Raw genomic sequence first — 26,219 nt, 5'->3', positions numbered from 1 at the left:
TCGCGGTGAGTCCACGCTCCGGGCAGAATCCCGGCGCATGAACGCTCTCCTCCGGCCAAGGTCCTGGGCTGTCCTGCTGCTGCTGTGCATCGCATGTGGCGGAAGTGACGACGACACCCAGGACGACGCGGGGCCCGGCACGCCCGACGGCTCCGGAGGCCCCGTCGACAGTGGCACCCGCGAGGACGGCGGCACCGTGTCCGAGCCGGATGGGGGCTCGAATGCGCACCCCGACAGCGGAACCATCGCCCCCGATGGCGGGACGAACAGCGCCGACGCCACCGTCCCCGGGGCCATCACCCTCCCCTTCCCGACGCTGCACCACCTGACGGTGGAGTGGGCCTTCACCGGTGACGCCAACGCCAACGGCGTCGTCTCCGTCCGCTTCCGTCCCACCGGCACGAGCCCCTGGAGGCAGGCGCTCCCCCTGCGTCGAATCCCGGCGGGCACCAACGAGGGCTTCAGCTGGGGCCTGCGTCACTCCGGCAGCGTGTTCGGCCTCCAGCCCGGCACGGGTTACGAGTTGGAGCTCACCCTCACGGACCCGGAGGGAGGCACCACCACGCGGACCGCCACGGCGACCACGCGCGGGGTGCCCGCTCCCATGGCGGGCGCGCCCATCAAGGCCGTGACACCCGCCACCTTCACCACCGTCGCCTCCAGCGCGCAGCCGGGCGACATCCTGGAGCTGGCCGCGGGGACCTACAGCGCCTTCGACTGGTCTCGCAGCGGCACCGAGGGCAAGCCCATCGTCCTGCGAGGCACCACCGGCACCGTCCTCACCGGCCCCATCAACCTGTTCAACCAGAGCTACGTCCACTTCGACCGGCTCACCATCAACGGCCGCGTCCGCTTCAACGGCTCGAAGCACTTCGTCCTCACCCGCTCCACCGTCAACGCCACCACCGCGAACAATGGCGACGCCGTCGTCACCTTCCTGCGCGCGGAGAACGCCTATATCGCCGACAACGTGGTGACAGGTGTCACGCAGTGGGCGGAGTCCTCGCTCGGCGTCAGCGGCGACAACCAGGGCGAGGGCATCTGCGTCACGGGCCCGGGGCACGTCATCCTCAACAACCGCGTCACCGGGTTCCGCGACGGCATCTCGCTGATGGAGGACGACGCCGCAGTGGACCAGTACAGCATCGACATCCTGAACAACGACCTCATCGGCAACGCGGACGACGGCGTGGAGGCGGACTTCTGCTTCCACAACTGCCGGATTGTCGGCAACCGCCTCACCAACAACTTCATCGCCCTGTCGTCCCAGCCGAGCCTGGGCGGCCCCACGTACTTCGTCCGCAACGCCATCTACAACGCGGTGCACGTCGCCTTCAAACTGTACCGGGGCAGCTCCGGCGACGTGCTGCTGCACAACACCGTGGTGAAGCACGGGGATGGGCTCGACATCTCCGCCGGCAGGCCCGTGGCGAACCTCTACACCCGCAACAACCTGTTCCTCGGCGGACCGGGCGGCTCCTTCAACGGCTACAGCAGCGGCAACGCCAACGGGCGCGTGCTCTACATCCCCGACCTGGTGACGGCGAGCGCCAACCTGGACCACGACGGCTTCGGCACCACGTCCGGCAACTTCACCGCCACCTGGGCGGGCAGCGCCCTCACCGGCCTGAGTGCCCTGCGCGCCAGCACCACCGAGAAGAACGCCGTGCAGGTGGACCTCGGCGCCTTCGCCGCGTCCGTCGCCTACCCCGCCGCGCCCATGACGCTGTACGCGGCGCCGGACCTGCGCCCGCGCGCGGGCTCGGCGGTGGAGAACGCGGGAGCCCCCCTGCCCAACATCAACGACGGCTTCAGCGGCGCGGCACCGGACCTGGGGGCCCACGAAGTCGGCGCCCCCCTGCCCGCCTATGGCCCTCGCCCCTGACAGACGGGTTCGACTTCAAAGGGCGCGTGGCCTCGCGTACCTTCGCCCCATGGTGGACTTTGACCTGGTGGTGATTGGCTCCGGGCCGGCCGGCGAGTGGGGCGCGGTGCAGGCGGCGATGGCGGGCAAGCGTGTCGCGGTGGTGGAGCGCGAGCCCGTGCTGGGAGGCACGGCGGCGAACACGGGCACCCTGCCCTCGAAGACGCTGCGGGAGACGGCGCTGCACCTCTCCGGCCTCAAGGCCCGGGGCCTCTACAGCGTGGAGACGACGCTGCGCCACGCGGCCACCGTCTCCGACTTCCTCTATCGCGAGCGCCGCGTGAAGGGCATGGAGCGCGAGCGCATCGGCCACAACCTCCAGTCGCATGGCGTCCAGGTGATTCAGGGGGTCGGCTCGTTCGTGGACTCGCACACCGTGCGGGTGAGCCGCCCGGGCGCGGAAGACCTGCGCCTCACCGGCTCCGTCATCCTCATCGCCACCGGCTCGTCGCCGTACAGGCCGCCGCTGTACCCCTTCGGCGACGTGCGCGTGCATGACTCGGACGAGGTGCTGGAGATTGGCCGGCTGCCCAGCTCACTCGTCGTCGTGGGCGGCGGCGTCATCGGCTGCGAGTACGCGTGCATGTTCGCCGCGCTGGGCATCCCCGTGACGCTGGTGGAGGTGAAGCCCGAGCTCCTCTCCTTCCTCGACGACGAAATCTCCGCGCTGCTCGCCCAGCGCATGGAGGCGCTCGGCATCCACCTGCGCTTCGGCCAGACGGTGGAGAAGGTGGACGTGCCCGCCGGGGGCGAGGCGCCCATCCGCCTGACGCTCTCCTCGGGCGAGGAGGTGGACGCGGACCAGGTGCTGGTGGCCTCCGGCCGCTCGGCGAACACCACGGGCCTGGGGTTGCAGGACATCGGCGTGAAGCTGGGCGCTCGCGGCCAGGTGGAGGTGGGCCCCACCTTCCAGACGGCGCTGCCCCACATCTACGCGGTGGGCGACGTCATCGGCTTTCCCGCCCTGGCCTCCACCTCCATGGACCAGGCGCGAATCGCGGTGGAGCACGCCTTCACCCTGGAGGGCCCGCAGGCCCTGGCCACGGTGCTGCCCTACGGCATCTACACCATCCCCGAGGTCTCCATGGCCGGGGAGACGGAAGAGGGCCTGCGCGCGAAGAAGGTGCCGTACGTGGCCGGCCGCGCCGCCTTCGCCACCAACCCGCGCGGGCAGATCATCGGCGAGATGTACGGCCTCCTGAAGCTGCTCTTCCACCGCGAGAGCCTGAAGCTGCTGGGCGTGCATGTCATCGGAGAGCAGGCCTCGGAGCTGATCCACGTGGGCCTGGTGGCGATGCTCACCGGCTCCACCGCGCGCCTCTTCGTCGAGACCTGCTTCAACTACCCGACGCTGTCGGAGGCCTACAAAGCGGCCACGTTCGACGCGTTGGACCACCTCAAGCGCGGCACCGGCTGAAGCCGCTTCAGCGGCGGCGCGGGGGATTCACATTCCCCACGCTCCCCACGCTCTTCAGGCTGCCCACGGTGAGCCCCGAGGGGCTCGGCGCCGTCTCGTGGACCTCGTCCGCGGAGGCCCGGGCCAGCGCGCGCGTCGCGGCGCCAGACTCCACGGCCTTCCCGGAGGCACCGCGCAGGAGCTCCTGGACGCGCTGCCAGCGGACCTTCTCCTCCGCCATCAGCCGCGTCAGCTCCTCGCGGGCGGAGCCCTCCGGCAGCCCGGCCGCGGCGGCGGCCACCTTGTCCAGGAAGGGGAGCAGGTAGCCGAAGTCCTTGTCGAATGCGCTGGGGTTCGTCGCCACGTCCATCCTCCTGGGCCGCGCCACCCTAACCCATTCCCCGGGGCCAGCGGCCGTTTCAACCGTGGTACACGCGCGAGGCGACAATCCGGCCCCCGCGCACCTCCAGCACCTCCGCCACCGGCATGGGCGCCTCACCCGGCGCATGGCGCAGGTACTCCATGAAGACGCGCTCTCCGTCCGCCGTCAGCGCCGTCTCCTCGTAGCGCAGGCCAGGCAGCCGGGCGATGGCCTCCCTCCACCACTTCGCCAGGGCCGGCCGGCCCACCAAGAGCCCCCCCGTCTCCGGATGCAGCACCCGAATCTTGGGCGAGGTGTGGGTACAATCCTCGGCGTACAGCGCCACCAGCGCCTCCACGTCATGGGCGTTGAAGGCGTGCAGCCAGGCTCTGGCCACGGAGAAGTTTTCGCTCGCAGTCATGGTTGGAAACCCTCGAAAGAATTCAGCCGAGCCCGCGAACCTGCGCGCGCCCGCGCTGCCCTGTATATAAGGTGGAGCCCGATTTGTAGGCAAAGGTGAGAGTAACAGACCTCACCCTCATGCGGATTTGGCTGGAAACCAAGTCCCGTGGGAAGTAAGGGCCCCGCCTGCTCTGTTCCCTCAGGCACTTTCAAGAAAAGAAGGACCGGATCGTGGCCGCCAACGCACCCATCGACAAGATTCGTAACATTGGTATCTCTGCCCATATCGACTCGGGCAAGACGACGCTCTCCGAGCGCATCCTGTTCTATACGGGCAAGATCCATGAGATCCACGAGGTCCGCGGCAAGGACGGCGTGGGCGCGGTCATGGACTCGATGGATCTGGAGCGTGAGAAGGGCATCACCATCCAGTCCGCCGCGACGTACGCGATGTGGGGTGAGTTCAACATCAACCTCATCGACACGCCGGGACACGTGGACTTCACCATCGAGGTGGAGCGCTCCCTGCGCGTTCTGGACGGCGCCATCCTCGTCCTCTGTTCCGTGTCGGGCGTCCAGTCCCAGTCCATCACCGTGGACCGGCAGATGAAGCGCTACCGCGTTCCGCGCATCGCGTTCGTCAACAAGATGGACCGCGCCGGCGCGAACTATGACCGCGTGGCCGCTCAGCTGAAGGAGAAGCTGAACCACCATCCGGTGAAGCTCCAGTACCCCATCGGCGCCGAGGACCGCTTCAAGGGCCTCATCGACCTCATCCAGATGAAGGCGTTCTACTTCGACGGTGAGAACGGCGAAGTCGTCCGCGAGGAGGAGATCCCCGCCGAGATGCTGGACGAGGCCAAGGTCCGTCGTCAGCAGATGATCGAAGGCGTGGCCGAGGTCGACGACCAGCTCGGTGAGCTGTTCCTGTCCGACGCCGCCATCCCGAACGAGATGATCACCGCCGCCGTCCGCCGGGCCACCATCGCCCTGAAGATGACGCCGGTCATGTGCGGCTCCGCCTACAAGAACAAGGGCGTGCAGCTGCTCCTGAACGCGGTCTGCGGTTTCCTCCCGAACCCCAAGGAGGCGACCAACGAGGCGCTGGACCAGAAGAACAACGAGGCGAAGGTCATCCTCGAGTCCGACCCGGAGAAGCCTTTCGTCGGTCTGGCGTTCAAGCTGGAAGACGGCCGCTACGGGCAGCTGACGTACATGCGCATCTACCAGGGCCGCGTCACCAAGGGCGACTTCATCTTCAACCAGGTGAACCAGAAGAAGGTCAAGGTCCCGCGCATCGTCCGGATGAACTCCAACAAGATGGACGACATCAACGACGCGACGGCCGGCGACATCGTCGCGCTGTTCGGCGTCGAGTGCGCCTCCGGCGACACGTTCACCGATGGAACGGTGAACTACACGATGACGTCCATGCACGTCCCGGACGCGGTGATTTCGCTCGCCGTGTCGCCCAAGGACCGCTCCACCCTGGCCAACTTCTCCAAGGCGCTCAACCGCTTCACGAAGGAAGACCCCACCTTCCGCGTGCACCGCGATGAAGAGTCCGGGCAGACCATCATCCGCGGCATGGGTGAGCTGCACCTGGAGATCTACATCGAGCGCATGAAGCGCGAGTACCAGTGCGAGGTCCAGGCCGGCAAGCCGCAGGTGGCCTACCGCGAGACCATCAGCCAGAAGGGCGAGTTCTTCTACACGCACAAGAAGCAGACCGGCGGCTCCGGTCAGTTCGCGCGCGTGTGCGGCTACATCGAGCCGCTGCCCGCGGACGCGGTGCAGCAGTACGAGTTCGTGGATGACATCGTCGGTGGCTCGATTCCCCGCGAGTTCATCCCCGCGTGCGAGAAGGGCTTCAACGAGGCCATCAAGAAGGGCAGCCTCATCGGCTTCCCCGTCGTCGGGTTGCGCGTGGTCATCAACGACGGCGCGTTCCACGCGGTCGACTCGTCCGAAATGGCGTTCAAGACGGCCGCCATCATGGGCTTCCGCGAGGGCTACGCCGCCGCCAAGGCCATCATCCTCGAGCCGATGATGAAGGTGGAGGTCACCGCGCCCGAGGACTTCCAGGGCTCCGTCGTCGGTCAGCTCAACCAGCGCCGTGGCACCATCCTCTCCACGGAGACGGCCGAGGGCCAGGTGACCGCGGTGGCCGAGGTTCCGCTGAACGCGATGTTCGGCTACTCCACGGACCTTCGCTCCGCGACGCAGGGCAAGGGCGAGTTCACCATGGAGTTCGCCAAGTACACGCCGGTGCCGCGCAACGAGGCCGAGGCCCTGATGGCGCAGTACAAGGAGAAGCTCGCGGCCGAGCAGGCGGCGCGCAAGTAGTCCGCGCCACCGCGACGTCGAGGTTGTAAGGAAGGCGCTCCTCATCAGTGAGGGGCGCCTTTCGCCTTTTCAGGAGTCAGAACACCGTGACGCTGCTTCGCGCCGCCAACGTCCAGCTCAGCTTCGGCAGTCGCACCGTCTTCCAGGGCCTCACCGTCACCATCGAAGAGGGTGAGCGCGTGGGCCTGGTGGGCGTGAATGGCTCGGGCAAGACGTCCCTGATGAAGATTCTCGCCGGGGCCGCCAAGCCCGACACGGGCGAGTTGCAGCTGCGCCGGGGCGCCCGCGTCACCTACCTGCCCCAGGAGCCGGAGTTCGCCGAGGGCGCCACGGTGGCCTCCGAGCTGTCCGTGGCCCAGGGCCCGCTGCGCGAGGCGATGGCCGCCCAGGCGGAGCTCGCGCGGAAGCTGGAGGCCTCCCCCCCGGAGGCCCACGAGAAGCTGATGGAGCAGTTGGCCGTGGTGTCGGACCGAATCGAACAGCTGGGCGGCTGGGACACCGAGCACCACGCCAAGACGCTGCTCGACAGGCTGGGCGTGAAGGATTGGGACCGGCCGGTGGCGCAGCTGTCCGGCGGCCTGCGCAAGCGCGTGGCCATTGCCCGGGCGCTCCTCACGCGGCCCGACATGCTGCTGTTGGACGAGCCCACCAACCATCTGGACGCGGACACGGTGGACTGGCTGGAGGAGGAGCTGGACAAGCTGCCCGGCTCGCTCCTGCTCGTCACGCACGACCGGTACTTCCTGGACGGGCTGGTGGACCGCATCGTCGAAATCCAGCCGGGCGGCGGGGTCACGTCCTATCCGGGCAACTACCAGGCGTACCTGGAGCAGAAGCTGGTGGCGCAGGAGAACGCCGAAGTCTCGCAGCACAAGCGCGAGCGGTGGATTGCCCAGGAGGTCGCCTGGCTGCGCCGGGGCCCCGAGGCGCGGCGCACCAAGAGCAAGTCGCGCATCGACCGGGCGCAGAAGCTGATGGCGGAGAAGGGCTTCCAGCGCCCCAAGGTCGCCGACCTGCGTGTGATTGCCGCGCCCCGGCTGGGCCACACCGTCATCGAGTCGGAGGGACTCCAGAAGTCCTTCGGCGAGCGCAAGGTGCTGCAGGGCGTGGACTTCCGGCTCCAGCGCGGTGAGCGCGTGGGCCTCGTCGGCCCCAACGGCGTGGGCAAGACGACCTTCCTGCGCGTCATCCTGGGGGAGCTGCCTCCGGACGGCGGCAAGCTCGTCATCGGGAAGAACACCAAGGTCGCGTACTACGACCAGAACCGGGCGCAGTTGGACCCGGAGATGACGGTGTACGACGCGGCCTCGCAGGGCGAGGACTGGGTGGACCTGGGCGACCAGAAAGTCGCCCTGCGCGACTACCTGGACGACCTGCTCTTCCCCGTGCCCATGCAGCGGATGAAGGTGAAGGCGCTGTCGGGCGGCGAGCGCAACCGGCTGCTCCTGGCGCGCCTGTTCCTGGAGGGCGCCAACGTGCTGGTGCTGGACGAGCCCACGAACGATTTGGACATCGTCACGCTCAACGTGCTGGAGCGGCTGCTCTTGGACTTCGGTGGCAGCACGCTGCTCGTCACGCACGACCGGTACTTCCTCGACAAGGTGGCCACCAGCATCGTGACGTTCGACGGCAACGGCCGCGTCACGCGCTACGAGGGCAACTACGCGATGTACCGGCGGCTGAAGGAGCAGTCGGATGCCATGGCCGCGAAGGGCGCGCCGAAGAAGGACGAGCCCGCCCCCGTCGTCGCCCCTCCTCCCGCGGCGAAGCCGGAGGCGCGCAAGGCAGTCAAGCTCTCCTACAAGGACCAGCGAGAGCTGGACGGCATGGAGGCCACCATCGAAGTGGCCGAGACGCGCAAGGCGGACCTGGAGGCCCAGCTCGCCGACCCGACCATCTACAGCAAGAGCGGCAAGGTGGCGGAGGTGCAGAAGGAGCTGGACGCGGCCATCGCCGACATCGACCGCCTCTACGCGCGCTGGCAGGTCCTCCAGGACCTCGCGGCCGGCCTGACCTAGCATCGTCTCCATTCGCGGCTGGAGTTGCTGGCACGCGAAGTTTGCCATTCAATCCAGGGGCTCTCGCGGAGCCATCCCTTCCCTCCAGGGAGTCCCCTGACATGTCTTTCATTTCGTGCCGCCCGGTGCGCCGGGTGTTGTCACCGTTGTGTCTGCTGATGGCGTGGGGCTGTCATTCGGAGGAGGCGGGCCTGGAATCCGCGCCGCCCTCCCTCGCCACCTCGCGAGCCGCCGTGGAGGAGGCCCCGCCGGAGAGCCTCCCCGCGGACTTCCTCCAGGATATCCAACTGGCGCTGCCCGAGGGACAGTCCGTCCTGGTGCGCCATCCGGAGTACCTGTCGTCCAGCTTCGACCCCAACGTGCGCGTCGTCGCGGAGGCGGATGTCTGGGTGACCTTCGTGTCGGAGGCCGCGACGTTCCTCAACGCCTTCGGCTACTTCACCTATCCGGAGGGCAGCCCTCCCACCACGACGGTGGGACTGCAGAAGCACCTCGTCTTCGGCAACGCATCGGCCTGGGCCTCCGGAGGCGCGCTGTCACCGGGTGACCGCATGCGCCTGGGCCGCTTCCCGGCGGGCACCCGGATTGGCTTCTTCCTGGTCTCCAACGGCTGGGATTGGGGCCAGGTCGACTACAGCCGGACGACCTACTACTCACTGGACGCGCTGAACCCGGAGCCCCTCGCCTCGCAGCGCCGGCACCTCGTCTCGCTCTACCACCCGGGCGCGCAGCGGCGCGTGCTGGCCTTCGAGGACTTCGACCGCGCGCACGAGCAGGCCAACAACAACTTCTCCGACCTCATCGTCTCCGTCACCAGCAACCCCGTGACGGGCACGGACCCGTCGGGCCCCAGCATCCCCGACAAGCCCTGCCCCGAGTCCCCCACCGCCGCGCCCGCCTCGTGCCGGCTGCTGCACCAGTACTGCCCCGCCCTGCCCAGCGGCGTGTACGCGCTGAATCCCTGCGGCACCGGCGCCACGCAGAACTACTGCGACATGAGCACGTCGGGTGGCGGGTGGACCGTCGCGGGCTGGCAGGCGGCCTCCGCCAAGACGAGCCTGGGACTCACTTCGCGCGGCACGGTGGGGAGCGAGGACTGGTCTCGCGGCCTCGCCTGCCTTCCCTTCACCGAGATTCGCGTCTTCAACCGCACCTTCAACGAGAGCTTCGTCCAGACCTACCCGGCGCAGACGTGGACCCACACCGCCGTCAACATGGCCATCGGCACGGCCGGCATCGCCTTCAAGCAGGGCACCTACGGCCCGGCCAGCTCGGAAATCATGATGGGCTGCGTGGGCTTCAGCTGGCGAGGCGGCGTCTACCCCGAGATTGCCTGCGACAATGACCACGAGGGCCGGGCCCGAGGACACTTGGCTGACTACGCGGGCGAGTACTGCGCGGGAGGAAGGCTCGACAACACCTGGGCCTGGAGCGACGGCATCACCTGCCGCTACCGGAGCACGCCCTACACCTGGGGCTTCGCCATCCGCTGACATACGCGGGGCCCACGCCCGGCTCGCGCGTGGGCCCCGTCGCGCCGCTCAGTCGTACTTGAGCGCGATGATGGGGTCCACGCGCGACGCGCGAAGCGCCGGCAGCCACGTGGCGACGAGTCCGACGACGAGCAGCACCAGCGGCGCGATGACGAAGGCCCACGGGTCCAACGCGCTCACGCCACGCACCATGCTGGAGACCACCCGCGTCAGCCCGAGCGCTCCCACGAAGCCCAGCGCCACGCCCGCGCCCACCGAACCCAGGCCCTGGAGGAACACCAGCCGCACCACCTCACCGCGCGTGGCGCCCAGCGCCAGCCGCACGCCCATCTCCCGCGTGCGCTGGCTCACCAGATAGGACAGCACCCCGTAGATGCCCACCGCGGCCAGCCCGAGCGCCAGCGCCGCCATCATTCCCAGCAGCACCATGTTGAAGCGCTCGGAGCCCAGCGTGCGCGCCACATGGTCTCCCAGCATCAGCGACTCCGTCACCGGCTGCCGCGAGTCCACCGCCCACAGCTCGCGTTGCACGGACGACACGAGCGCCGCGTGGCCCCCGGAGGCTCGCACCAGGAGGTTCTGCGGCAGCATGCGCACCAGCATCCCGTTGAGCACCGGTGACACCTGCCCCGAGGGCACGTACAGCACCGCGGGCGATTCCCGGTCCAACCCGTTCTCGCGCACGTCCCGAACCACGCCCACGATGAGGCGCGGCGCGGTGTCCCGCAGCGACGGCACCGTGTGGGCCACTCGCAGGCTCTTGCCGATGGCGTCCTCACCCGGCCAGTACTTGCGCGCGGCCGTCTCGTTGATGACCACGACCAGGGGAGCCCCCGCAGCGTCCGCGTCCGCCAGCAACCTGCCTCGCACCAGCCCCAGCCCCAGGGCCCCGAAGTACCCCGGCGACACCGACCGGTACTGGCCAAACCCCACGCCGGGGCCATCCTCGCGGCCCTCGTACCTGCCCTCGATGGCGAAGCCCATGCTGGGCCCCAGCTCCATCGGCAGGGCGGGCGTGAAGCCGACCGCCGTCACCCCCGGCAGCGCTCGCATCCGCTCCTCCACCTGACGGTGGAAGCGCTCCAGGGCGGCCACCTCGCCATAGCGCCCCTCCGGAAGCGACAGGCGAAGCACGTGCACGTCGCTCGCGTCGAATCCGGGACTGACGACCTGGAGCGCGCCAAAGCCCCGGATGAGCAGCGCGGCCCCCACGAGCAGCACCACCGCCAGCGCCACCTGCCCCACCACCAGCAGCTTGCGCGTCCTGCCTCCTCCGGGTCCCGACGTCGCCCGTTGCGCCCCTTGCCGCAGCGCATCCTGGAGGTCCGGCCGCGACGCCTGCCACGCGGGCAACAGCCCGAAGAGCACGCCCGTCAGCAACGACACGCCCACGGAGAACGCCAGCACCGCGCCATTCAGGCCCACCTCCGCGCCGGGCACGGCCAGCTCCGCGGGCGCCAGGGACAACAGCGCGGGCAGCACCGCCGAGGCGAGCACGACACCCAATCCTCCGCCGACCACGGACAACAGCAGGCTCTCTGTCATGAGCTGCCTCACCAACCTCCGAGGCGGAGCCCCCAGCGCCGCGCGCACCACCAGCTCCCGCTGTCGCGCCGCCGCCCTCGCCAGTTGGAGGTTGGCCAGGTTGACGCACGCGATGAGCAACACCAGCCCCACCGCGCCCAGCAACACCCAGAGCGCCAGCCGCAGGTCCCCCGCCAGGAACGTCCGGAGGTCCTCCGCGACGAACCCCTCCCTCGCGCGCAGCAGGTGTGGCTTGTCCGCGCGCAGCCGCTCGGACAGCGTCTTCAGGGCCGCGCTGACGCCCTCCGAAGACACCCCCGCTCGCACCCTGCCGACCACGTGGAGGAAGTTGGAGTCATCGGTATTGGTCCGGTCCAACTGGAGCGGCGTCCACAGCTGCGCCTCCCGAGGATGATGGAAGGACTCCGCCGCCACGCCCACCACCGTATAGGGCTGGTCATTGAGCGTGAACGAGCGGCCGATGACGTCGGGAGCGCCTCCGAATCGCCGCTGCCACAACCCATGGCTGAGCACCACCACCCGAGGCCCGCCCACCACGTCCTCTTCCGGCAGGAAGCCGCGCCCCATCGCGGGCCGCACGCCAAAGGTCTCGAAGAAGTTCCCCGTCACCCGCATGCCAGACAGGCGCTCCGGGAGCCCATCCCCGACGACGTTGAAGCCCGTGGGCAGCAACTCGGACGCGGCGACCTGGGAGAAGGGCGAGCCCTCCGTCGACAGCCAGACGTATTGCGCGATGGCCTGCGAGGTCGCCCGCCCGTCCTCATCCTGACGAAACACCTGCACCAACTGCTCCGACTCCGGGTACGGCAGCGGCCGGAGCAACACCCCGTGCACCACGCTGAAGATGGCGGTGTTCGCCCCGATGGCCAGGGCGAGCGTCAGGATGGAGACAGCGGTGAAACCCCGGCTCTTGAGCAACAGCCGGACGGCGTAGCGGAGATCCTCGAGGAGGATGGCCACGGCAACTCCTGGTGGGGGATACGAGCCCTACGCGCCTCTCCTGTCAGCCATTTCACGGGCCGCCTGCTTTCCCATCCATGGGACGGGGCAATGACTTCACCGCAAGCCAGGGAGAATCTGGATGCGTCTCTCGTCAAGCCGTTCGGCGGGGCGAGTTCCCGATACTTGCTTGGAAAGGGTGACCTGGAGGTGCGCTTGCGTTGACCTCGTCGCCGTGCGACTCCTGCGCGCTTGTCCAATGAGTGAAGGAGTCGTCTTGTCGTTACGGCCCGCGGTCGCGTTGCTGTCGGCGCTGTTCTCTGTCGCCCTGGCCTTCCCCTCCACTGCCGCCGCACAGTCGGCCTCGCTGCCCGGCTTCAACCTGCAGCGGTTGGAGATGGACCCGGCGGGCCTCGGCTCGCTGCTCGTCAGCACCGGTCGCACGCTCCCCGCGGGCATGGTGCGCGTCGCCGTCCAAGGCCACTACGAGCAGCTCCCCTTCCACTTCCAGACGCGCTGGGAGCCAGGCGGCGGCTCGGGCCTGGTGGAGAACAAGTTCACCATGGATGTGACGGCCGCCATCGGCGTGCTGGACTGGCTCCAGGTGGACGCGGAGGTGCCCTTCATCGTCTCCCAGGGCGGCACGGCCTTCATGAATGTGAATGCACCGGAAGGTCAGGGCCTGGGCTCACCATGGCTGGGGGCTCGCGCCGCGCTGGTGCGGCCGGACTTCGGCCTCCAGGTCGCGGTGGACCTCTCCGCCGCCCTGCCGGTGGGCAAGAAGGAGCTGCTGGCGCGCGACGACTACGCGGTGCACCCCAGCCTCCAGCTCGGCTTCCTCGCGGAGACGTGGCAGCTGGGCGCCGAGGTGGGCGTCCTCCTGCGCAAGAAGCAGGACCTGGGCTCGCTGTCCAACGAGACGGCGGACGTCATCGGCAACGAGCTGCGGCTGGCCGGCACGGTGACGTCGCGGGCCGGAGAGCTGACGCGCAGCGAGGTGAGCATGCTCGTCGGCGTGCCGCTCCAGGGAGGCCGGCTGGGCGCGGAGCTGATGGTGGCCATCCGCCGGCACACCACGTCCTGGCTGGACCTCTTCGTCATGGGCGGCCCGGGCGTCGGCGCGGGCCTGGACACGCCCACCTTCCGCTTCCTCGCCGGGGCCTCGTTCGCCACCGGCCGCGTGGACTGACAGAAGCAGGACTGGCGCCTCGCTCTCCCCCTCCCGGGGATTCGATGCGAGGCGCCGCGCGCTTCAACTACTTGGGCATCACCCCGAAGGCCTTCGCCATCGCGATGCCGATGCCCAAAAGGCTCTCTCCCGCGATGAAGCCCGAGGACACGGGCAGCACGGTCTCCTCCGCGAGCTTCGGCGCCTTGCGACGCATCACCTCGGCGATGGCGGAGCCCAGGAAGAAGGCGATGGAGCTGGAGCCGGGGATGACGATGGCCAGCCCGAAGCCCGCGGGTGACGGCACGTAGGCCTTCAGCTTCGCCGGCGCCCACCGCTCCAGCAGCACGAGGAGGATGCCGAGCGTCCCGCCGCACGCGGCACCCCAGCGCGCGGTGACGGGCATCGCCGACACGCCCGTGGCGAGCAGCTTCGACACGCCGGCCCACACCATGGTGGCGGGCGCGGGGAACTCGGCCGAGCCGAGCACGTCCGGCGTCGGGATGAGGATGTTGAACACCGGCACCACCACCGCCGCGCCGGCCACCACGCCGAACAACTGCGCGACGAACTGCTGGCGCGGGTTGGCGCCCAGGAGCCAGCCGGACTTGAGGTCCGTCAGCAGGTCCGCCGCGTGCAGTCCCACGCCGCCCGTGGCGTTGGCGCTCATGACGTTGGCGGGGATGTTGCCCGGCGCCAGGCCTCCGAAGATGAGCTGCGTGACGGGGCCCAGCGCCTTGGTGGGCGTGGTGTCCGTCTCACCGGTGACGCGGCTGGCGATGACGCCCATGACGACGGCCAGCGGCATGGCCAGCACGCCCGCCCACCACGGAATCTGGAAGAGGTACGCCATCAGGAAGATGGCGATGGGGCCCAGCACCGCGAAGCCCAGGGGGAACCAGGACGGAGGACACTCGATGCCCGCCAGCGGATCCTCCGCCTCCTGAGCCCCACCCTTGCCGAACAGGCCCGACAGCGCCTTGAACGAGCGCGCCACGCTGCGCCACTGGAAGGCGAAGGCCAGGAGGCCCGAGGACACCAGCACCGCCGAGCCCGTCCACACCATCCACGTGTTGATGGCCCGGTACGTCACCTCGGGGATGGCGCCCTGGGTGACCATGGCCGGCGCGAGGAAGCCGTACGTCAGCACCGCGCCCAGCAACATGGACCAGCCCGTGCGGAAGCTCACCAGCGCGCCCGCGCCCACCAACAGGAGGCTGAAGTCGAACGACAGCGTCCACGCGGAGGCCTTCTTGCCCAGCAGGGTGAACGGCATGCTCACCTTCTCCGGGATGTTGGTCAGCCACGTGAAGCGCGCGTCGCGCACCATCACCAGCAAGGCTCCGATGAGGCCCGCGCCCGCCAGGAGCTTGGACTTGCGCCGGGCCACCTCACCGTGTCCATGCAGCGCGCGGATGGTCTCCGCGGTGGCGGTGCCGGTGGGGAACGGCAGCGCCTCGATGTTGATGAGCTGGCGCTTGATGGGGATGGCCGCGAAGACACCCAGCGCGGAGATGACGGCGAACCACGCCACCAGCCAACCCGAGGACGGCAGCGCGCCGGTGAGCATCAGCAGCGCGGGGACGGCGGCCATGTTGCCACCGCCCGTCATGTAGCCGGCGGCCGACGCCACCGAGCCCATGGCGTTGTTCTCCAGCGCGGTGAAGTCGTTCTTCAACAGCTTGAGCGAGCGCAGCGTGCCGAACACCGCGAAGGCCAGGATGCACGCCGTAATCGTGACGCCCAGGCTCCAGCCCGTCTTGAGGATGACGTACAGGTTGGACAGGCACATCACCGCGCCAATCAACATGCCCGCGATGACGGCGCGCACGGTGAGCTGGCGCGAGCCGCCCTGGTAGACATTCTTGAGCCAGTACAGCTCCGGGTCCTGCGTCGCGGAAGCACCCGGCTCGCCTGCATGCGAGTCTGTGGGCTGGAGGCGAAGCCCACTGGGGCTCGGAGTCGGTTGAGAGGGGGACTGGCTCATTGGGGCGGCAAAGATAGTGCAGGCCCCCTCCCCGACGAAGAACTCACTCCGGCAGGCAAGCAAAAGGGGCGAGGCATTCCAGCCCCGCCCCTCGGTGTCGCCGCACGGCGTCACGCCCTGGCGTCAGGCGTGCTCGTCGTGCCCACCGGCGCCATGGTCGTGCCCACCGGCCCCATGGACGTGGCCGTGGGACAGCTCCTCCGAGGACGCCGGGCGGATGTCCCTCACCGTGACGTCGAAGTGGAGCGTCTTGCCGGCGAGCGGGTGGTTCAGGTCGATGACGACGTCGTCGCCCCGCACTTCCTGGATGCGCAGGGGGATGTCGCCCTGCTCCGTCTGGGCCATCAGCGTCTGGCCGGGCTGCGGGTTGAAGCCGGGGGGCAGCATGGCGCGCGGGACGACGCGCACGCCCTCCGGGTCATGCTCGCCGTAGCCCTGGCCGGGCTGCACCACCACCTGCTTGCTGTCGCCCTGGCCCAGGCCCTCCAGCGCGCCCTCGAGCCCGGGGACGATTTGGCGGTGCCCATGCAGGTAGGCGAGCGGTTGATCCGGCGCGCTCTGGTCGATGACCTGTCCGTCACCGAGGTGCAGCCGGTACTCCAGCGAGACAATCGAATCCTTGGTGACCCTCATGCGGGCTCCTCTGTCGGGTGAGGCGGTGAGACGGCTTCAGGTGGGAAGGATGGGACGGCTTATGCCCGGCGTCAGGAGGTGGTGGGGCCTGTCGCTCGCTCGACGTCCGTGCGAGCGGGCGGTTCTCCGCGCGCCACGTACACGGCGGCGGCCAGGTCACCGGTGACGTTGAGGGTGGTGCGGCACATGTCCAGGAAGCGGTCCACGCCGAGCACGAGGCCCAGGCCCTCCACCGGAATCTTGAACATGCCGAGAATCATCGCGATGACGGGGATGGAGCCCGCGGGCACTCCGGCGGTGCCGATACCGGCCAGGATGCAGATGAACATGATGAGCGCCTGCTGAGACAGGTCCAGGTGCACGCCATACACCTGCGCGAGGAAGAGCACGGTGACGCCCTCGAAGAGCGCGGTGCCGTTCTGGTTCATCGCCGAGCCGGCGGTGAGCACGAAGCGCGACACGTTGGGCGGCAGCTTGAGGTTCTCCTCGGCGACCTTGAGCGCGGTGGGCAGGGTGGCGCTGGAGGAGGACGTGGAGAAGGCGGTGACGATGGCCAGGCGGCTGTCGCGGAAGAACTCGATGGGATTGCGCCCGCCGAGGAAGCGCACCGACAGCGAGTAGACGATGAACATGTGGATGGAGAGCGCGAGCAGCACCGTGCCCACGTACGCCGCGAGCTGACCGAGGATGCCCAGGCCCAGCTTCGCCGTCATGGAGAACAAGAGCGCGGCCACGCCGAAGGGCGCCAGCTTCAGCACGCCGTCGATGAGCTTCATCATCACGTCGTAGAGGCCTTGAATCGTGTCGCGCAGGTGCCGCACGGGCTCACCGGGGGTGAGCGCCACGCCCAGTCCGAAGATGAGCGAGAAGACGATGAGGCCAATCATGTCTCCATCGGCCGCGGCCTTCAGGGGGTTGGTGGGCACCATGGACATCAGCACCGCGCCGAAGGACGTATCGGACGGGGGCGGCGCCGCCTTGATTTGCATGCCGTTCCGCGCGAGCGCGCGGGCCTCGTCACTGAGGCCCACGCCGGGCTGGATGAGGTTGACGAGCAGAAGGCCGATGAGGACGGAGATGGTGGAGAAGACGATGGTGTAGCCCAGCGTGCGGATGCCCAGGCGGCCCACCTGCTTCAAGTCCAGCTCCGCCACGCCCATGACGAGCGCGGCGAAGAGCAGCGGCACCACGAGCATGAGCAGCAGGCGGATGAAAATCTGGCCCACCGGCGAGGCCACGTTGGTGACGGTCCAATCCAGCCAGGGGGCACCGCCCGCGAGGGCATTGGCGGCGAGTCCCGCCACCGTGCCGGTGACGATGCCGATGAGCATCTTGTGGTGAGCCTTCATCGAGCGGACTCCGCGTGCCTCCGGTGAGGCGGGCAATGGGGCGGGCAGCCTACCGGCAAAGGAAGGTGGCGCCCACCCTTCGCATGGGACAAAGCTGCGGTCTCCCGTGGAAACCCTCGTCCAGCTCACTGAAGGCGCCGTGCCCCCTCCCCTCTTCCGGCGCCTGCTGCGGCGGCTGGGCGTGCTCGGCCGCGAGCGGCTGAAGGACACGTATCAGACGACGTTCTGGTACGACTTCGGGCCACCGACGAACGTGGTGGAGGACGTCATCTCCAGCCTGAGGCCCCAGGTCGCCGGGCGGCGGAGAATCGCCGGGGTGGAGTGGTGGCTGTCGCGGATGTACCCGACGGACGTGCGGGTGGACTTCCACCAGGACCGGGACGAGAAGCTCGCGCTGCGCACGGGGAAGCTGGTGCATCCGCGCATCAGCAGCGTGTTGTTCCTCAACCGGGTGCGTGGCGGGGCGCTGGTGGTGACTCGGGAGAAGCCGGATGAGGACAACCCGTCGCTCGCGCCCTCGCGCATGGACACCGCGGACCTGGTGACGCCGCGTCCCAACCGGCTGGTGTTGTTCGACGGCACGCTGACGCACGGGGTGCTGGACGCGGAGAACCAGATTCCGGACGGGAAGCTGCCGGGGCGCTCACGGTTGCGGCGCACGCTGGTGATGAACTGGTGGGGGCACCGGCCCACGGACGTGCCCTGCTGGTCGGAGACGCGGCTCTACCGGGCGCTGGGGAGCTGAGGGAACGCGGCGGCCGTCTCGCGCAGGCGGTGGGTGACGCGCTCGGCCCACTCGGGCTCGATTTCGAGGCACGCGGGCTGGCGGCCCAGGCGCAGGGCGGCGGCGGGCATCGAGCCACTGCCGGCGAAGGGGTCCAGCACGGTGTCGCCGGGGCGGCTGTACGTGCGCACAAGCGGCTCGACGACGGAGAAGGGCTTGTGGTGGGGGTGGCTGCCCCAGCGCGCGGCGTCACCGTCATCGTCATAGCCGCCGACGACGGCCCAGACGGTGGGCAGGTCGCCGGGGGCGAGGACGGGCTCGGGGGTGCGGGCGATGACGAGGGCCACTTCGTAGACGCGCAGGGTCTGCTCGTTGGCGTTCTTGTCGGTGGTGCGCTTGCCCCAGGTGAACTCGCCGCGCAGGTGGGGATAGCCCAGGGCCCTGGCGGCGGTGAGGATGGGCTCCTTGCCGAGCAGGTTGGTCCAGATGACGAGCGGGGCGTCCGGCGTGAGGTGGGCCAGGGCGCGGGAGAGCCAGGCCTCGGAGAAGACGCGGTAGTCGCGCACGGTCTCGAAGCGGACGATGGGGTTCTGGTCGATCTTCTTGTGGGCGCGAGGGTCTCTCAGGTCGCCGCCCTTGCGCCGCCGGGTGAGCAGGCAATAGGGCGGGTCGGTGAGCAGGAGCGAGGCGCGGCGCTCGCCGAGGGCGGCGCGGTAGCCCTCGGGCTCGCGAGAGTCGGCGCGGATGCAGCGGAGGGCGTCGGAAGGGAGCGGGGAAGTCATCGTCCGGAGCGGCACCCTACACGGAGGGCCGCGAGGCTCAAGGCCCGACGTGGGGGCATCGGCTCCAGGTAGCATGCGAAACCGTTGCGGGAGGGCTCTTCGAATGCGGCGTCCAGGTACGGCGGTTCCATGGCTGCTCCTCATGCTGGGATGAGAAGGTACCGTGACAGCCAAGCAAGGGAGACCCGGAACGTATGCCCAGGCCCTCGACTCGGGGAATGCCGCCTGCAAGCAAAACCCGGCCTACTGCGCCGCAACGGCGGGGCAGGAGCGCATCGTTCCGCTCGCCGTACGGGCCGCGCAGGTATCCGCGGCGGGTAAGGCTACCGCAAAGGTACTCGTAACCAAGAGCCGGAGTTGGTCACCCACCAAGAAGAGCTGGACCTCCTGCGTGCGGGGGCCAGCACGGCACTGGAAGGAACGGTGGTGCCTGACCTCGTCCTCCATACGGGCAACCCGGTTCAGGTCCAGCGTGTCTACGATTTCAAGTTCCCCTGCCCCGACACCAATCCCCCCAGGTGGAGGCAGTCGCCGCCAGGCAATCCACTCAGGGCACGGCACCAGGGCGATGCGTACAGATTGACCTTCGGCACGACTCCCGTCCTGGTGACGCCCAGAGGTCTGTTCCCATGAGTGAGCACTTCCCTCGCATTCGCATCGAGTCGGACGAACAGGGATACGTCGTCGTTCGTGACGGGCTCACCTTCTGCTTCTATTTCCACCGCGCTCATGAAGGGCTCGGGCCCGCCATCCTTCAAGCGCTGGAGCGCTTCCAGCGAGCACTGCCCCCACAGACGCTGACCCTCCAGCCCGACTCGGAAGGATATTGGATGACCCTGAAGCCCTCGGACTGGGAGAACATCCAGCGCAGCCTGCTTCAGGACGAATGGCCCCAGGTCACCCTCATCAGTGACTCCAGGGGCGTTCCCGAGTTCTCCTTCAGTTACTCAGGAGTCCCGATGGACGTCACCACGAGAGGTGATTCCATCGATCGGTCCTGCGTCGCTACCTTCAGCCTGCCAACGGAGTATCTCGAACAGCAGGGCCCCGAGAGTGTCCGTGAGCTGGCGTTGGAAATCGCCGCGTCGCTGCCGTTCACCTCCGGCTACGCGAGCCCCTGCTTCAACGCCCTGATGGACCTCATGGGTGTTCGCCAACGCGTGCGTGAGCTGGCTTTCAGCTATCCCGGTATGGAGATCATCGACGACTCCGTCAGCCTGGACATCGGCTCGCGGGTGCGCGGGGCACACTGGCTGACGTTCTTGGGACAATCCCTGCTGAGCGCGCTCGGCGGTGCGAGCAAGCTCCGCGCACGGCTCTCGACGCCAGGAATCGAAGTGCTGGAACTGGATGCCCAGCGCGCCGTCATCACCCTGGGAACGTGGCCCGAGGCGGGCGACTCGACACAAGGTGCGACACTACCGGCCTATCGCGAACTCGCCCGCATCCTGGAGCCGTGGCTCTACCACCGCGACTCGGACACGCTCTACGACCCAGACTTCCCACCCAAGGAGCAACTTCGATGGGAGCGCCGTTTCCTCGACTGAGGATGCGGCGAGACAGTCACTTCAACGAAACCCCTTCTACCATCACCGTGCGCCCCTTCGCGTCCCACAGCTTGAGAATGAATCGACCCGACTCCACCTCGGTGGAGGACTCCACGAGGACCACCAGGGTCTGCGCCACGTCGTCACGCAAGGGAGCGGACTGCCAATGCGACACGCCCTTGAGGTTTCGCCCATTGCTAGCAGTCAGCGAGGCTCCCGTCGCCACCCAACCTGCTCCCCCAGCCCGTGCTCGCAACCTCAGACGAATCGCACGCCAACGAGGCCGATACGCCACAAGGTCTATGTGCGAGACGAACACATCGGGAGGCACCACCACCTTCGAGCGAGGCAACTGCCCTATCCAAATGCTCTCGGTGCCTTCAAGCGTGGCAAAGAACGTCTCGAGCTCTCCCGACGACCGCCCTTCCAACTGAAGCCTGTCCAGTTCGAACTGGACCTGCAACAGACGCCCCCTCAGCTCATCCACCTCCTGCCGGTAGGACTCCACAGAACGGGCACGGCGGTAGACCTCAACCTGGGATTCGCTCAGCGACGAATCCACCACCAGCACGAACGTCACCCGCTCCGGCGCCGCGCCATCTCGGAAGCGCAATCCCAGGCGCAGCCGCTCACCCTCCCGGAATGCACTCGACGGAACAAGCACGAGGTGGTCCTCGGAGAGCCCCAAGCGCTGGAACCGCTCACGCCCCTCCAAGGAGATTTCGTCCGGCAGGATGCGCGCATCAAAGAAGAACGTCGTGGATCGCCCGGGAGCAATACGAATCTCTGAAGCGGACACACGCATTTCCGCCCCCACTTCGATTCGACGCACGGGGGCCAGTTCCCCCCCCAGGGCCACCATCATTCCCCACGCAAGAACGAAGACCGCAGGCACGGCAGACAAATCACGGCCTTCCTAGATGAGTCGTAGCGGAAACGTCTAGGAATACCTCAATCTTCTTCTCGCCCGGGTAATTCTCCAGGTAGGGAATTCCGATATTCTCTTTACCAAACCAGGTGAGCTGGAAGCATACGGGGATGCGCTTGCCATTGGGGAGCTCGGCCTCGGTGAACCAACCGAAGAAGCGCTCCGTGCCAGGAAAACTGGTGCCGTAGAAGCGGGTGTCCAAGGGGAAGATCACAACGCCATCCCTGTTTCTGATGTCCTCCGAGGCGGCGTAACCAATCAAGGGCCCTTCCGGCGGAGCCGTCGTCTCTCTTTGGTCCATGGAGTTGAAACTGGAATTGGGAATGAGCCAGATAGCCCCGCCTGCCACCCCACCCACCACCTTTCGAGGTGGCTTGATGCCCAGCTTCGTCATGGCCTCGATAGCCGACTGCGGACACTCCTTCTCCGGAGACGTCGTCCGGACCTGAGGAGCCCCTCCGGCACAAGCCCCGGCGAGGCATGCGACCGCCGCTGTCTTCCCCAGGGTGCTGCTCACCGATGACCGCTTCCTCGTGGCGACCGCCACCTCGTTGGGGGCCTCCATGGCGCGCTCGGCCGTCAAGACGGGCGCCTGCGGCGGGACCTCGGGAGACGCCTCGACAACGCGAGGCATCGACGAAGAAGCAGCTGTATCAGAGGGGTGCGGGGAACGACTCGTCACGACGGGACTTCCTTTCTCAGCAGGAGGTGTGAGGGGGACGACCGCCTGCATGGAACTCGGGGACGGCTCGCGGCGGGCGAGACCCAACGCCGCGAAGCAGACGACGAGGAGCGCGACGACTCCGACCCCGAGCGGCCAGCCTCGCGACCTTCGCGTCGGGGCCCGCTCGGCCCGCGGTGGCTCCACGGGCGTGACAATCCCTGAAGCCACTGCCAGCGAGTCCTCGACGCGAGGCGAGACCAGGGCCGCTTCGGCGACGGCCTCACGAGGCGGCGGTGGCTCCTCGAACTCCGGCGAAGCAGAGAGCGACTCGGAGGGAGCGGACCACACGACCTCGGGCACCATGCGCACCCGAGGCGTGTCCGCGTCCACATCGCGCGGAGACTCGGGGTCCGGAGGTCGGTCGAGCGACACCTTCCACGCCGGCTGCCGCTTCTCCTTCGCGACCTCCCAGAGCGCCTGCAACAGCGCCTCGGTGCCCGCGTAGCGATCTTCAGGACGCTTGGCCAACAGCCTCAGCGCGATGTCTCCCAGCGCGGGAGGCACCTTGGGATTGACGACGTGCGGAGCACGAGGCGTCACCGTCTCGATGGCCGGCAGCAGCCGGTCATACGGGAGCCTCGGGTCGAACGCATAGCCATCCGTCAGCGACTCATACAAGAGCGCGCCCAGCGCATAGAGGTCGCCCGGAATGCCCGCGTCGAACCGCGCGCCCTGCTCCCACTGCCCCTCGCGCAGGAAGGCCACGCACTCGGGCGGCAGGAGGTGCGGCGAGGCCGGCGCCACGCCCACCGTCAGCGTCGTCGCGCCCGGCATCCGCACCGTGCCCAGGTCGATGAGGAACGGGCGCTCGTCCTCGCGACGGATGAGCAGGTTGTCGCCCTTCACGTCGCGGTGGTGCAGGCCACGCCGGTGCAGGTCCGACACCGCGCGCACCACCTCGGTGAACACGGACAACAGGTGCGCCGCCGACGGCTTCACCCTCCAGCGCCACTCGTGGAACGTCTCTCCGTCGATGAAGTCCGTGACGAAGAACAGGTACCCCTCGGGCGGCTCGGGCCAGCGGTCCACCGCGTGGACGCGGGGCAGGTTCGGATGGGGCGCGCAGGCCAGCAACGTGGCCACCTCGTGCGACAGCCGACCGTTGACGTCCTCCTCCTCGGACACCTGGGGCCCGGCGGGACGCAGCGCCATCTTCATCGTGTAGAAGTGCCCGCCCCGCTCGACCTTGAACACGCGGCCGAAGCCTCCCGCGCCCAGAGAGGCCACCACATTCCAGGGCCCCACCGCGCTTCCTGGCGCGAGCTGGTCAGGATGGAACGGCGCGGACCTCACGGCGACGACTCCTCCCGCGAAGGTCCGCTTTCCTCGAAACTCCCCAGCCCACGTACGCCAGGGCCCGCGGACGCCCACGCCTCGATGCGCGCGGCCCCCTGCGGAGCGAGGGGCTCGGTGACCACCCAGTGAACGGGGTTGAGCAAGGGTAACCTCCAGGGTTGACCCTAGCCTTTCTTCAGGGACTGTCACGATTTTTCCCACCCGGCAGGTGGGTTGGCCGTGGCGAAGGGGACCCAACTCCCTCCGTTGGCTCCCGGCCATCCTCCCTGCTCAGTCCGCGTCGTGCTCGAGCACGTCCACCTCGTCGCTCTCGGACACCGCGAGCGCGGCCTCGGCCCAGCGCCCGCGCAGTCGGGACTCGGAGGCCAGCGCCTCCTCCCAGGACGGGCCATCCGGGAGCAGCCGCGTCGACTGCGTCAGCACGAGCCGCTCCAGCGCCAGTTCCTCACACAGCGCGCGCAGCCCCTTGGCATCCAGTCCATTCGCGACCAGCCACGCGTCGCGCCTGCGCACGGGCACCGCGCGCTCGCGCCACCACGCGGCCTGGGCCTCCTCCACCTCGTCCGCAGTGGGGGACAACCCCATCGTCCGGGCCCACCCCGCCAGCAACGCCCGTCGCAGCCCCGCCTCCGCGAGTGCGCGCGCATCGGGGGCCTGGCGCAGCACCTCCAGCACCTGCCCCGAGGGCACGACGGCGCCAGGAAGCCGCGTCACGTCCTCCACCAGCCGTCGCCGCCGCACCAGGGACGAAGGAGACCGCCGAATCCCAGGCACCGGGGGCACTCGCGAGGCCACCCACTCCGCGGCGGCCTGGATGCAGGCCCGCGCGTCCCGCTGCTTCAAGTCCTCCATGCCCTGGGGGAACCAGCGCTCCCAGGCATCCCGGGTGGCCTCCGACCACCCTTCCCTCGCGCGCTCCATCAGCCGGGGCCACGTGCGCTCCTGGTAGAAGAGCGCGCTCGCCGCGTCCACCAGTCCCCGGGCCAGCCGCGCATTCAACACGCCCGCTTCCCGAGCCCGCTCCGCCACATGCCGGACGTTGACGAGCGGCACCGTGAGCGGGCGCCAGCCGTGCTCCGCATCCGCGTGCAGCAGCGCCACCTCCGCGTCGTCCGAGATGACGCCGTCGCGGTACCACTCGAAAATCCGTCCGACGCCCACCATGCCATGAGGCGCCAGCTCCACCGCGCGCAGCGCTCCCATGCTGGAGCCACCGAAGACGGCCACGCCCGCCTCCAGCGCGGCCAGCAGTTCGTGGTGCCACACCGACGGCTGGGCCTCGAAGACGCCGTCCACCAGGGCAATCGCACGCGGCCGGGCGCCGAGCGCGCGCCACACATCTCCCTGCCGGGCCGGGGGCACCACCACGCAGGGGGCCAGCTTCCGAGCCTCCTCCGCACGGAGCGAGGGCCCCAGGAAGACCACCAGTTCCTCCGCGCGCCGCTTCATAGGAGCTCCGAGATGAGCATGCCCGGCACCACCACCCGCCGCACGTGCAAGCCGGGCACGGGCGCGTCCATTTCCACCGAGGCCACGCGAGCAAACCCCGCGCGCTTCAACCGCGTCAGCACCCGTCGCACGGCGACCTCGGCGGGCCCTCGCGCCACCGCGCCCAGGTCCGGCAGCTCCCCGGCCCGCCGCCTCGCGCGCACGCCCGCGCACGCCTCCGCGAAGTCCCGAGCCGCCTGCCGGTCCACCGACGCCACGTCCTCGCGCGCGCCGTGGATGTCCGTCAGCCGTGACTGCGCGGCCTCCAGCAACGCCTTCAAGAGCGCGGTGTCGCGCTCCAGCGCGCAGGCATACCCCGCCGTGAGCGGCACGGGCCCTTCCTCCAGGTCCACCAGCACCGCCGCGCCCACGGGCAGGCCCACCGCGCCCGGCGTGCGCGCGGACGGCGTGGCATCGAACAGGTACACCGCGAAGCCCCGCTCCCGCAGTTGCTCGGCCAGCGCCGCCGTCCGAGGCGCGGCCCTCGCCAGCTCCGCCGTCCGCAAGAGCCGCCCCCGCACGGCCTCCTCCGTCCACCCCTCCGGAAACACCCGAGCGAGCTGATCTCTTTCAACGGCCTCCAGGAGCGCATGCAAGAGCGCCTTCGCCGCCTCTGGATGCGCGCCCGAGCCGTTGCTCGTCCACGCCGCCGCCACCGGCCCCAGCGACGGACCTCCCGGCGGAGTCACGTGCACACCTTGCGCGGCGACCCAGACCGCCTGGCCCGAGCCCAGCTCTCTCGCCTCGCGCCAGGCACACCGCACCGCATCGCCCCACAGCCGAGGCTCCACGAGCGCCCCCGCGGAGCCCAGCGAGTCCGCGCCCCACAGCGGCCCCAGCCGTCCCTCCAGCTCCGCGCGAGCCCCCCAGGCGAGCCGCCCCGGCACCACCGTCTCCGCTGCCCAGAGCTCCGCGGTCTCGAACAGCGCGCCCCACGCGGCCTCGTCCGGGGTGAGCCCCTTGCCGTTGCACACCTGGAGCACGTGCCCGCCCGGGCGCACCGCGCACGCCACCTCCACACCGGTGCGGTCCAACCCGGTGACGCGAGCCACCCGCGTCACCCCCATGGCCCGGGCCAGCCGGGACGACGTCATTCGCTCGAAGGACACCCCCGGCGGATAGCACCTCGGCCGGGCAAGGTCAGCAGCGACGCGCGAAGCCCTCTCCCT

General features: G+C 69.1%; 19 protein-coding genes. 8 read left to right on the top strand and 11 right to left on the bottom strand.

The annotated features are described in order from the left end of the window. The first annotated feature begins 37 nt into the window (after positions 1-37). Together G4D83_RS28110 and sthA are read left to right on the top strand one after the other, a co-directional pair. Complete coding sequence (locus G4D83_RS28110) at positions 38-1,885, top strand: right-handed parallel beta-helix repeat-containing protein (RefSeq protein ID WP_240356691.1); 1,848 nt, start codon at positions 38-40, stop codon at positions 1,883-1,885. A 49-nt stretch (positions 1,886-1,934) separates the two neighbouring features. Beyond that, positions 1,935-3,341: a Si-specific NAD(P)(+) transhydrogenase gene (gene sthA, locus G4D83_RS28105; RefSeq protein WP_163867932.1), complete on the top strand. Its 1,407-nt coding sequence runs from the start codon at positions 1,935-1,937 to the stop codon at positions 3,339-3,341. Between the two features lie 7 nt (positions 3,342-3,348). On the opposite strand, the gene G4D83_RS28100 is transcribed toward sthA, so the two are convergent. Beyond that, positions 3,349-3,690 (bottom strand): hypothetical protein, encoded by a 342-nt coding sequence (locus G4D83_RS28100; RefSeq protein WP_163867931.1) that lies wholly within the window; start codon positions 3,688-3,690, stop codon positions 3,349-3,351. A 49-nt stretch (positions 3,691-3,739) separates the two neighbouring features. Further along, positions 3,740-4,102: a nuclear transport factor 2 family protein gene (locus G4D83_RS28095; RefSeq protein ID WP_163867930.1), complete on the bottom strand. Its 363-nt coding sequence runs from the start codon at positions 4,100-4,102 to the stop codon at positions 3,740-3,742. Between the two features lie 212 nt (positions 4,103-4,314). On the opposite strand from G4D83_RS28095, the gene fusA reads away from it, so the two are divergent. The 3 genes from fusA (at position 4,315) to G4D83_RS28080 (ending at position 9,940) form a co-directional block, all read left to right on the top strand. Further along, entirely contained in the window at positions 4,315-6,429 is a 2,115-nt protein-coding gene (gene fusA / locus G4D83_RS28090) for an elongation factor G (RefSeq protein WP_163867929.1), read from the top strand. Between the two features lie 86 nt (positions 6,430-6,515). Beyond that, positions 6,516-8,447: an ABC-F family ATP-binding cassette domain-containing protein gene (locus G4D83_RS28085; protein ID WP_163867928.1), complete on the top strand. Its 1,932-nt coding sequence runs from the start codon at positions 6,516-6,518 to the stop codon at positions 8,445-8,447. 101 nt (positions 8,448-8,548) lie between these two features. Further along, positions 8,549-9,940: a fibrinogen-like YCDxxxxGGGW domain-containing protein gene (locus G4D83_RS28080; protein ID WP_163867927.1), complete on the top strand. Its 1,392-nt coding sequence runs from the start codon at positions 8,549-8,551 to the stop codon at positions 9,938-9,940. Positions 9,941-9,988: 48 nt separating this feature from the next. Here G4D83_RS28080 and G4D83_RS28075 read toward each other — a convergent pair whose 3' ends face one another. Further along, complete coding sequence (locus G4D83_RS28075; RefSeq protein WP_163867926.1) at positions 9,989-12,445, bottom strand: ABC transporter permease; 2,457 nt, start codon at positions 12,443-12,445, stop codon at positions 9,989-9,991. A 256-nt stretch (positions 12,446-12,701) separates the two neighbouring features. On the opposite strand from G4D83_RS28075, the gene G4D83_RS28070 reads away from it, so the two are divergent. Beyond that, positions 12,702-13,613, top strand: a complete 912-nt coding sequence (locus G4D83_RS28070) for a flagellar motor protein MotB (RefSeq protein WP_163867925.1) — start codon at positions 12,702-12,704, stop codon at positions 13,611-13,613. 67 nt (positions 13,614-13,680) lie between these two features. Here the strand turns inward: G4D83_RS28070 and G4D83_RS28065 are convergent, their stop codons facing one another. The 3 genes from G4D83_RS28065 to G4D83_RS28055 all read right to left on the bottom strand — a co-directional run bounded on the left by G4D83_RS28065 (position 13,681) and on the right by G4D83_RS28055 (position 17,561). Further along, positions 13,681-15,579: an OPT family oligopeptide transporter gene (locus G4D83_RS28065; protein ID WP_163867924.1), complete on the bottom strand. Its 1,899-nt coding sequence runs from the start codon at positions 15,577-15,579 to the stop codon at positions 13,681-13,683. A 123-nt stretch (positions 15,580-15,702) separates the two neighbouring features. Then, complete coding sequence (locus G4D83_RS28060) at positions 15,703-16,212, bottom strand: FKBP-type peptidyl-prolyl cis-trans isomerase (protein ID WP_163867923.1); 510 nt, start codon at positions 16,210-16,212, stop codon at positions 15,703-15,705. Between the two features lie 71 nt (positions 16,213-16,283). Further along, positions 16,284-17,561 (bottom strand): dicarboxylate/amino acid:cation symporter, encoded by a 1,278-nt coding sequence (locus G4D83_RS28055; protein ID WP_163867922.1) that lies wholly within the window; start codon positions 17,559-17,561, stop codon positions 16,284-16,286. Between the two features lie 106 nt (positions 17,562-17,667). On the opposite strand from G4D83_RS28055, the gene G4D83_RS28050 reads away from it, so the two are divergent. After that, positions 17,668-18,306: a 2OG-Fe(II) oxygenase gene (locus G4D83_RS28050; RefSeq protein WP_163867921.1), complete on the top strand. Its 639-nt coding sequence runs from the start codon at positions 17,668-17,670 to the stop codon at positions 18,304-18,306. Here the strand turns inward: G4D83_RS28050 and G4D83_RS28045 are convergent. Further along, positions 18,285-19,067 (bottom strand): DNA-methyltransferase, encoded by a 783-nt coding sequence (locus tag G4D83_RS28045; RefSeq protein WP_163867920.1) that lies wholly within the window; start codon positions 19,065-19,067, stop codon positions 18,285-18,287. The two genes, G4D83_RS28050 and G4D83_RS28045, sit on opposite strands and share 22 nt — an antisense overlap. A gap of 629 nt (positions 19,068-19,696) precedes the next feature. Here G4D83_RS28045 and G4D83_RS28040 point away from each other — a divergent pair. Further along, positions 19,697-20,614, top strand: coding sequence for a type VI immunity family protein (locus G4D83_RS28040; protein WP_163867919.1), 918 nt, complete (start codon positions 19,697-19,699; stop codon positions 20,612-20,614). Positions 20,615-20,630: 16 nt separating this feature from the next. On the opposite strand, the gene G4D83_RS28035 is transcribed toward G4D83_RS28040, so the two are convergent. The 4 genes from G4D83_RS28035 to G4D83_RS28020 form a co-directional block, all read right to left on the bottom strand. Continuing rightward, entirely contained in the window at positions 20,631-21,446 is an 816-nt protein-coding gene (locus G4D83_RS28035; protein ID WP_163867918.1) for a DUF2381 family protein, read from the bottom strand. Positions 21,447-21,519: 73 nt separating this feature from the next. Further along, positions 21,520-23,559 carry a serine/threonine protein kinase gene (locus tag G4D83_RS28030; RefSeq protein WP_240356689.1) on the bottom strand — a complete coding sequence of 680 codons (2,040 nt, stop codon included), beginning with the start codon at positions 23,557-23,559 and terminating at the stop codon, positions 21,520-21,522. Positions 23,560-23,832: 273 nt separating this feature from the next. Next, positions 23,833-25,011, bottom strand: a complete 1,179-nt coding sequence (locus G4D83_RS28025) for a TfuA-like protein (protein WP_163867916.1) — start codon at positions 25,009-25,011, stop codon at positions 23,833-23,835. Continuing rightward, entirely contained in the window at positions 25,008-26,144 is a 1,137-nt protein-coding gene (locus tag G4D83_RS28020) for a YcaO-like family protein (RefSeq protein WP_240356687.1), read from the bottom strand. The genes G4D83_RS28025 and G4D83_RS28020 overlap by 4 nt, the downstream gene beginning before the upstream one ends. Positions 26,145-26,219 lie beyond the last annotated feature (75 nt).

The organism is Myxococcus eversor (assembly GCF_010894455.1).
GTDB lineage: Bacteria > Myxococcota > Myxococcia > Myxococcales > Myxococcaceae > Myxococcus > Myxococcus eversor.
This window is presented reverse-complemented; position numbering and strand designations above follow the sequence as displayed.

Excerpts from the sequence above, each read along its gene's own strand:
- G4D83_RS28055 (WP_163867922.1), bottom strand. The coding sequence starts at position 17,561 with ATGAAGGCTCACCACAAGATGCTCATCGGCATCGTCACCGGCACGGTG.
- G4D83_RS28045 (WP_163867920.1), bottom strand. The coding sequence starts at position 19,067 with ATGACTTCCCCGCTCCCTTCCGACGCCCTCCGCTGCATCCGCGCCGAC.
- G4D83_RS28040 (WP_163867919.1), top strand. The coding sequence starts at position 19,697 with ATGAGTGAGCACTTCCCTCGCATTCGCATCGAGTCGGACGAACAGGGA.
- G4D83_RS28020 (WP_240356687.1), bottom strand. The coding sequence starts at position 26,144 with ATGACGTCGTCCCGGCTGGCCCGGGCCATGGGGGTGACGCGGGTGGCT.
- G4D83_RS28080 (WP_163867927.1), top strand. The coding sequence starts at position 8,549 with ATGTCTTTCATTTCGTGCCGCCCGGTGCGCCGGGTGTTGTCACCGTTG.
- sthA (WP_163867932.1), top strand. The coding sequence starts at position 1,935 with ATGGTGGACTTTGACCTGGTGGTGATTGGCTCCGGGCCGGCCGGCGAG.
- G4D83_RS28065 (WP_163867924.1), bottom strand. The coding sequence starts at position 15,579 with ATGAGCCAGTCCCCCTCTCAACCGACTCCGAGCCCCAGTGGGCTTCGC.
- G4D83_RS28025 (WP_163867916.1), bottom strand. The coding sequence starts at position 25,011 with ATGAAGCGGCGCGCGGAGGAACTGGTGGTCTTCCTGGGGCCCTCGCTC.
- G4D83_RS28095 (WP_163867930.1), bottom strand. The coding sequence starts at position 4,102 with ATGACTGCGAGCGAAAACTTCTCCGTGGCCAGAGCCTGGCTGCACGCC.
- G4D83_RS28110 (WP_240356691.1), top strand. The coding sequence starts at position 38 with ATGAACGCTCTCCTCCGGCCAAGGTCCTGGGCTGTCCTGCTGCTGCTG.
- G4D83_RS28100 (WP_163867931.1), bottom strand. The coding sequence starts at position 3,690 with ATGGACGTGGCGACGAACCCCAGCGCATTCGACAAGGACTTCGGCTAC.
- G4D83_RS28060 (WP_163867923.1), bottom strand. The coding sequence starts at position 16,212 with ATGAGGGTCACCAAGGATTCGATTGTCTCGCTGGAGTACCGGCTGCAC.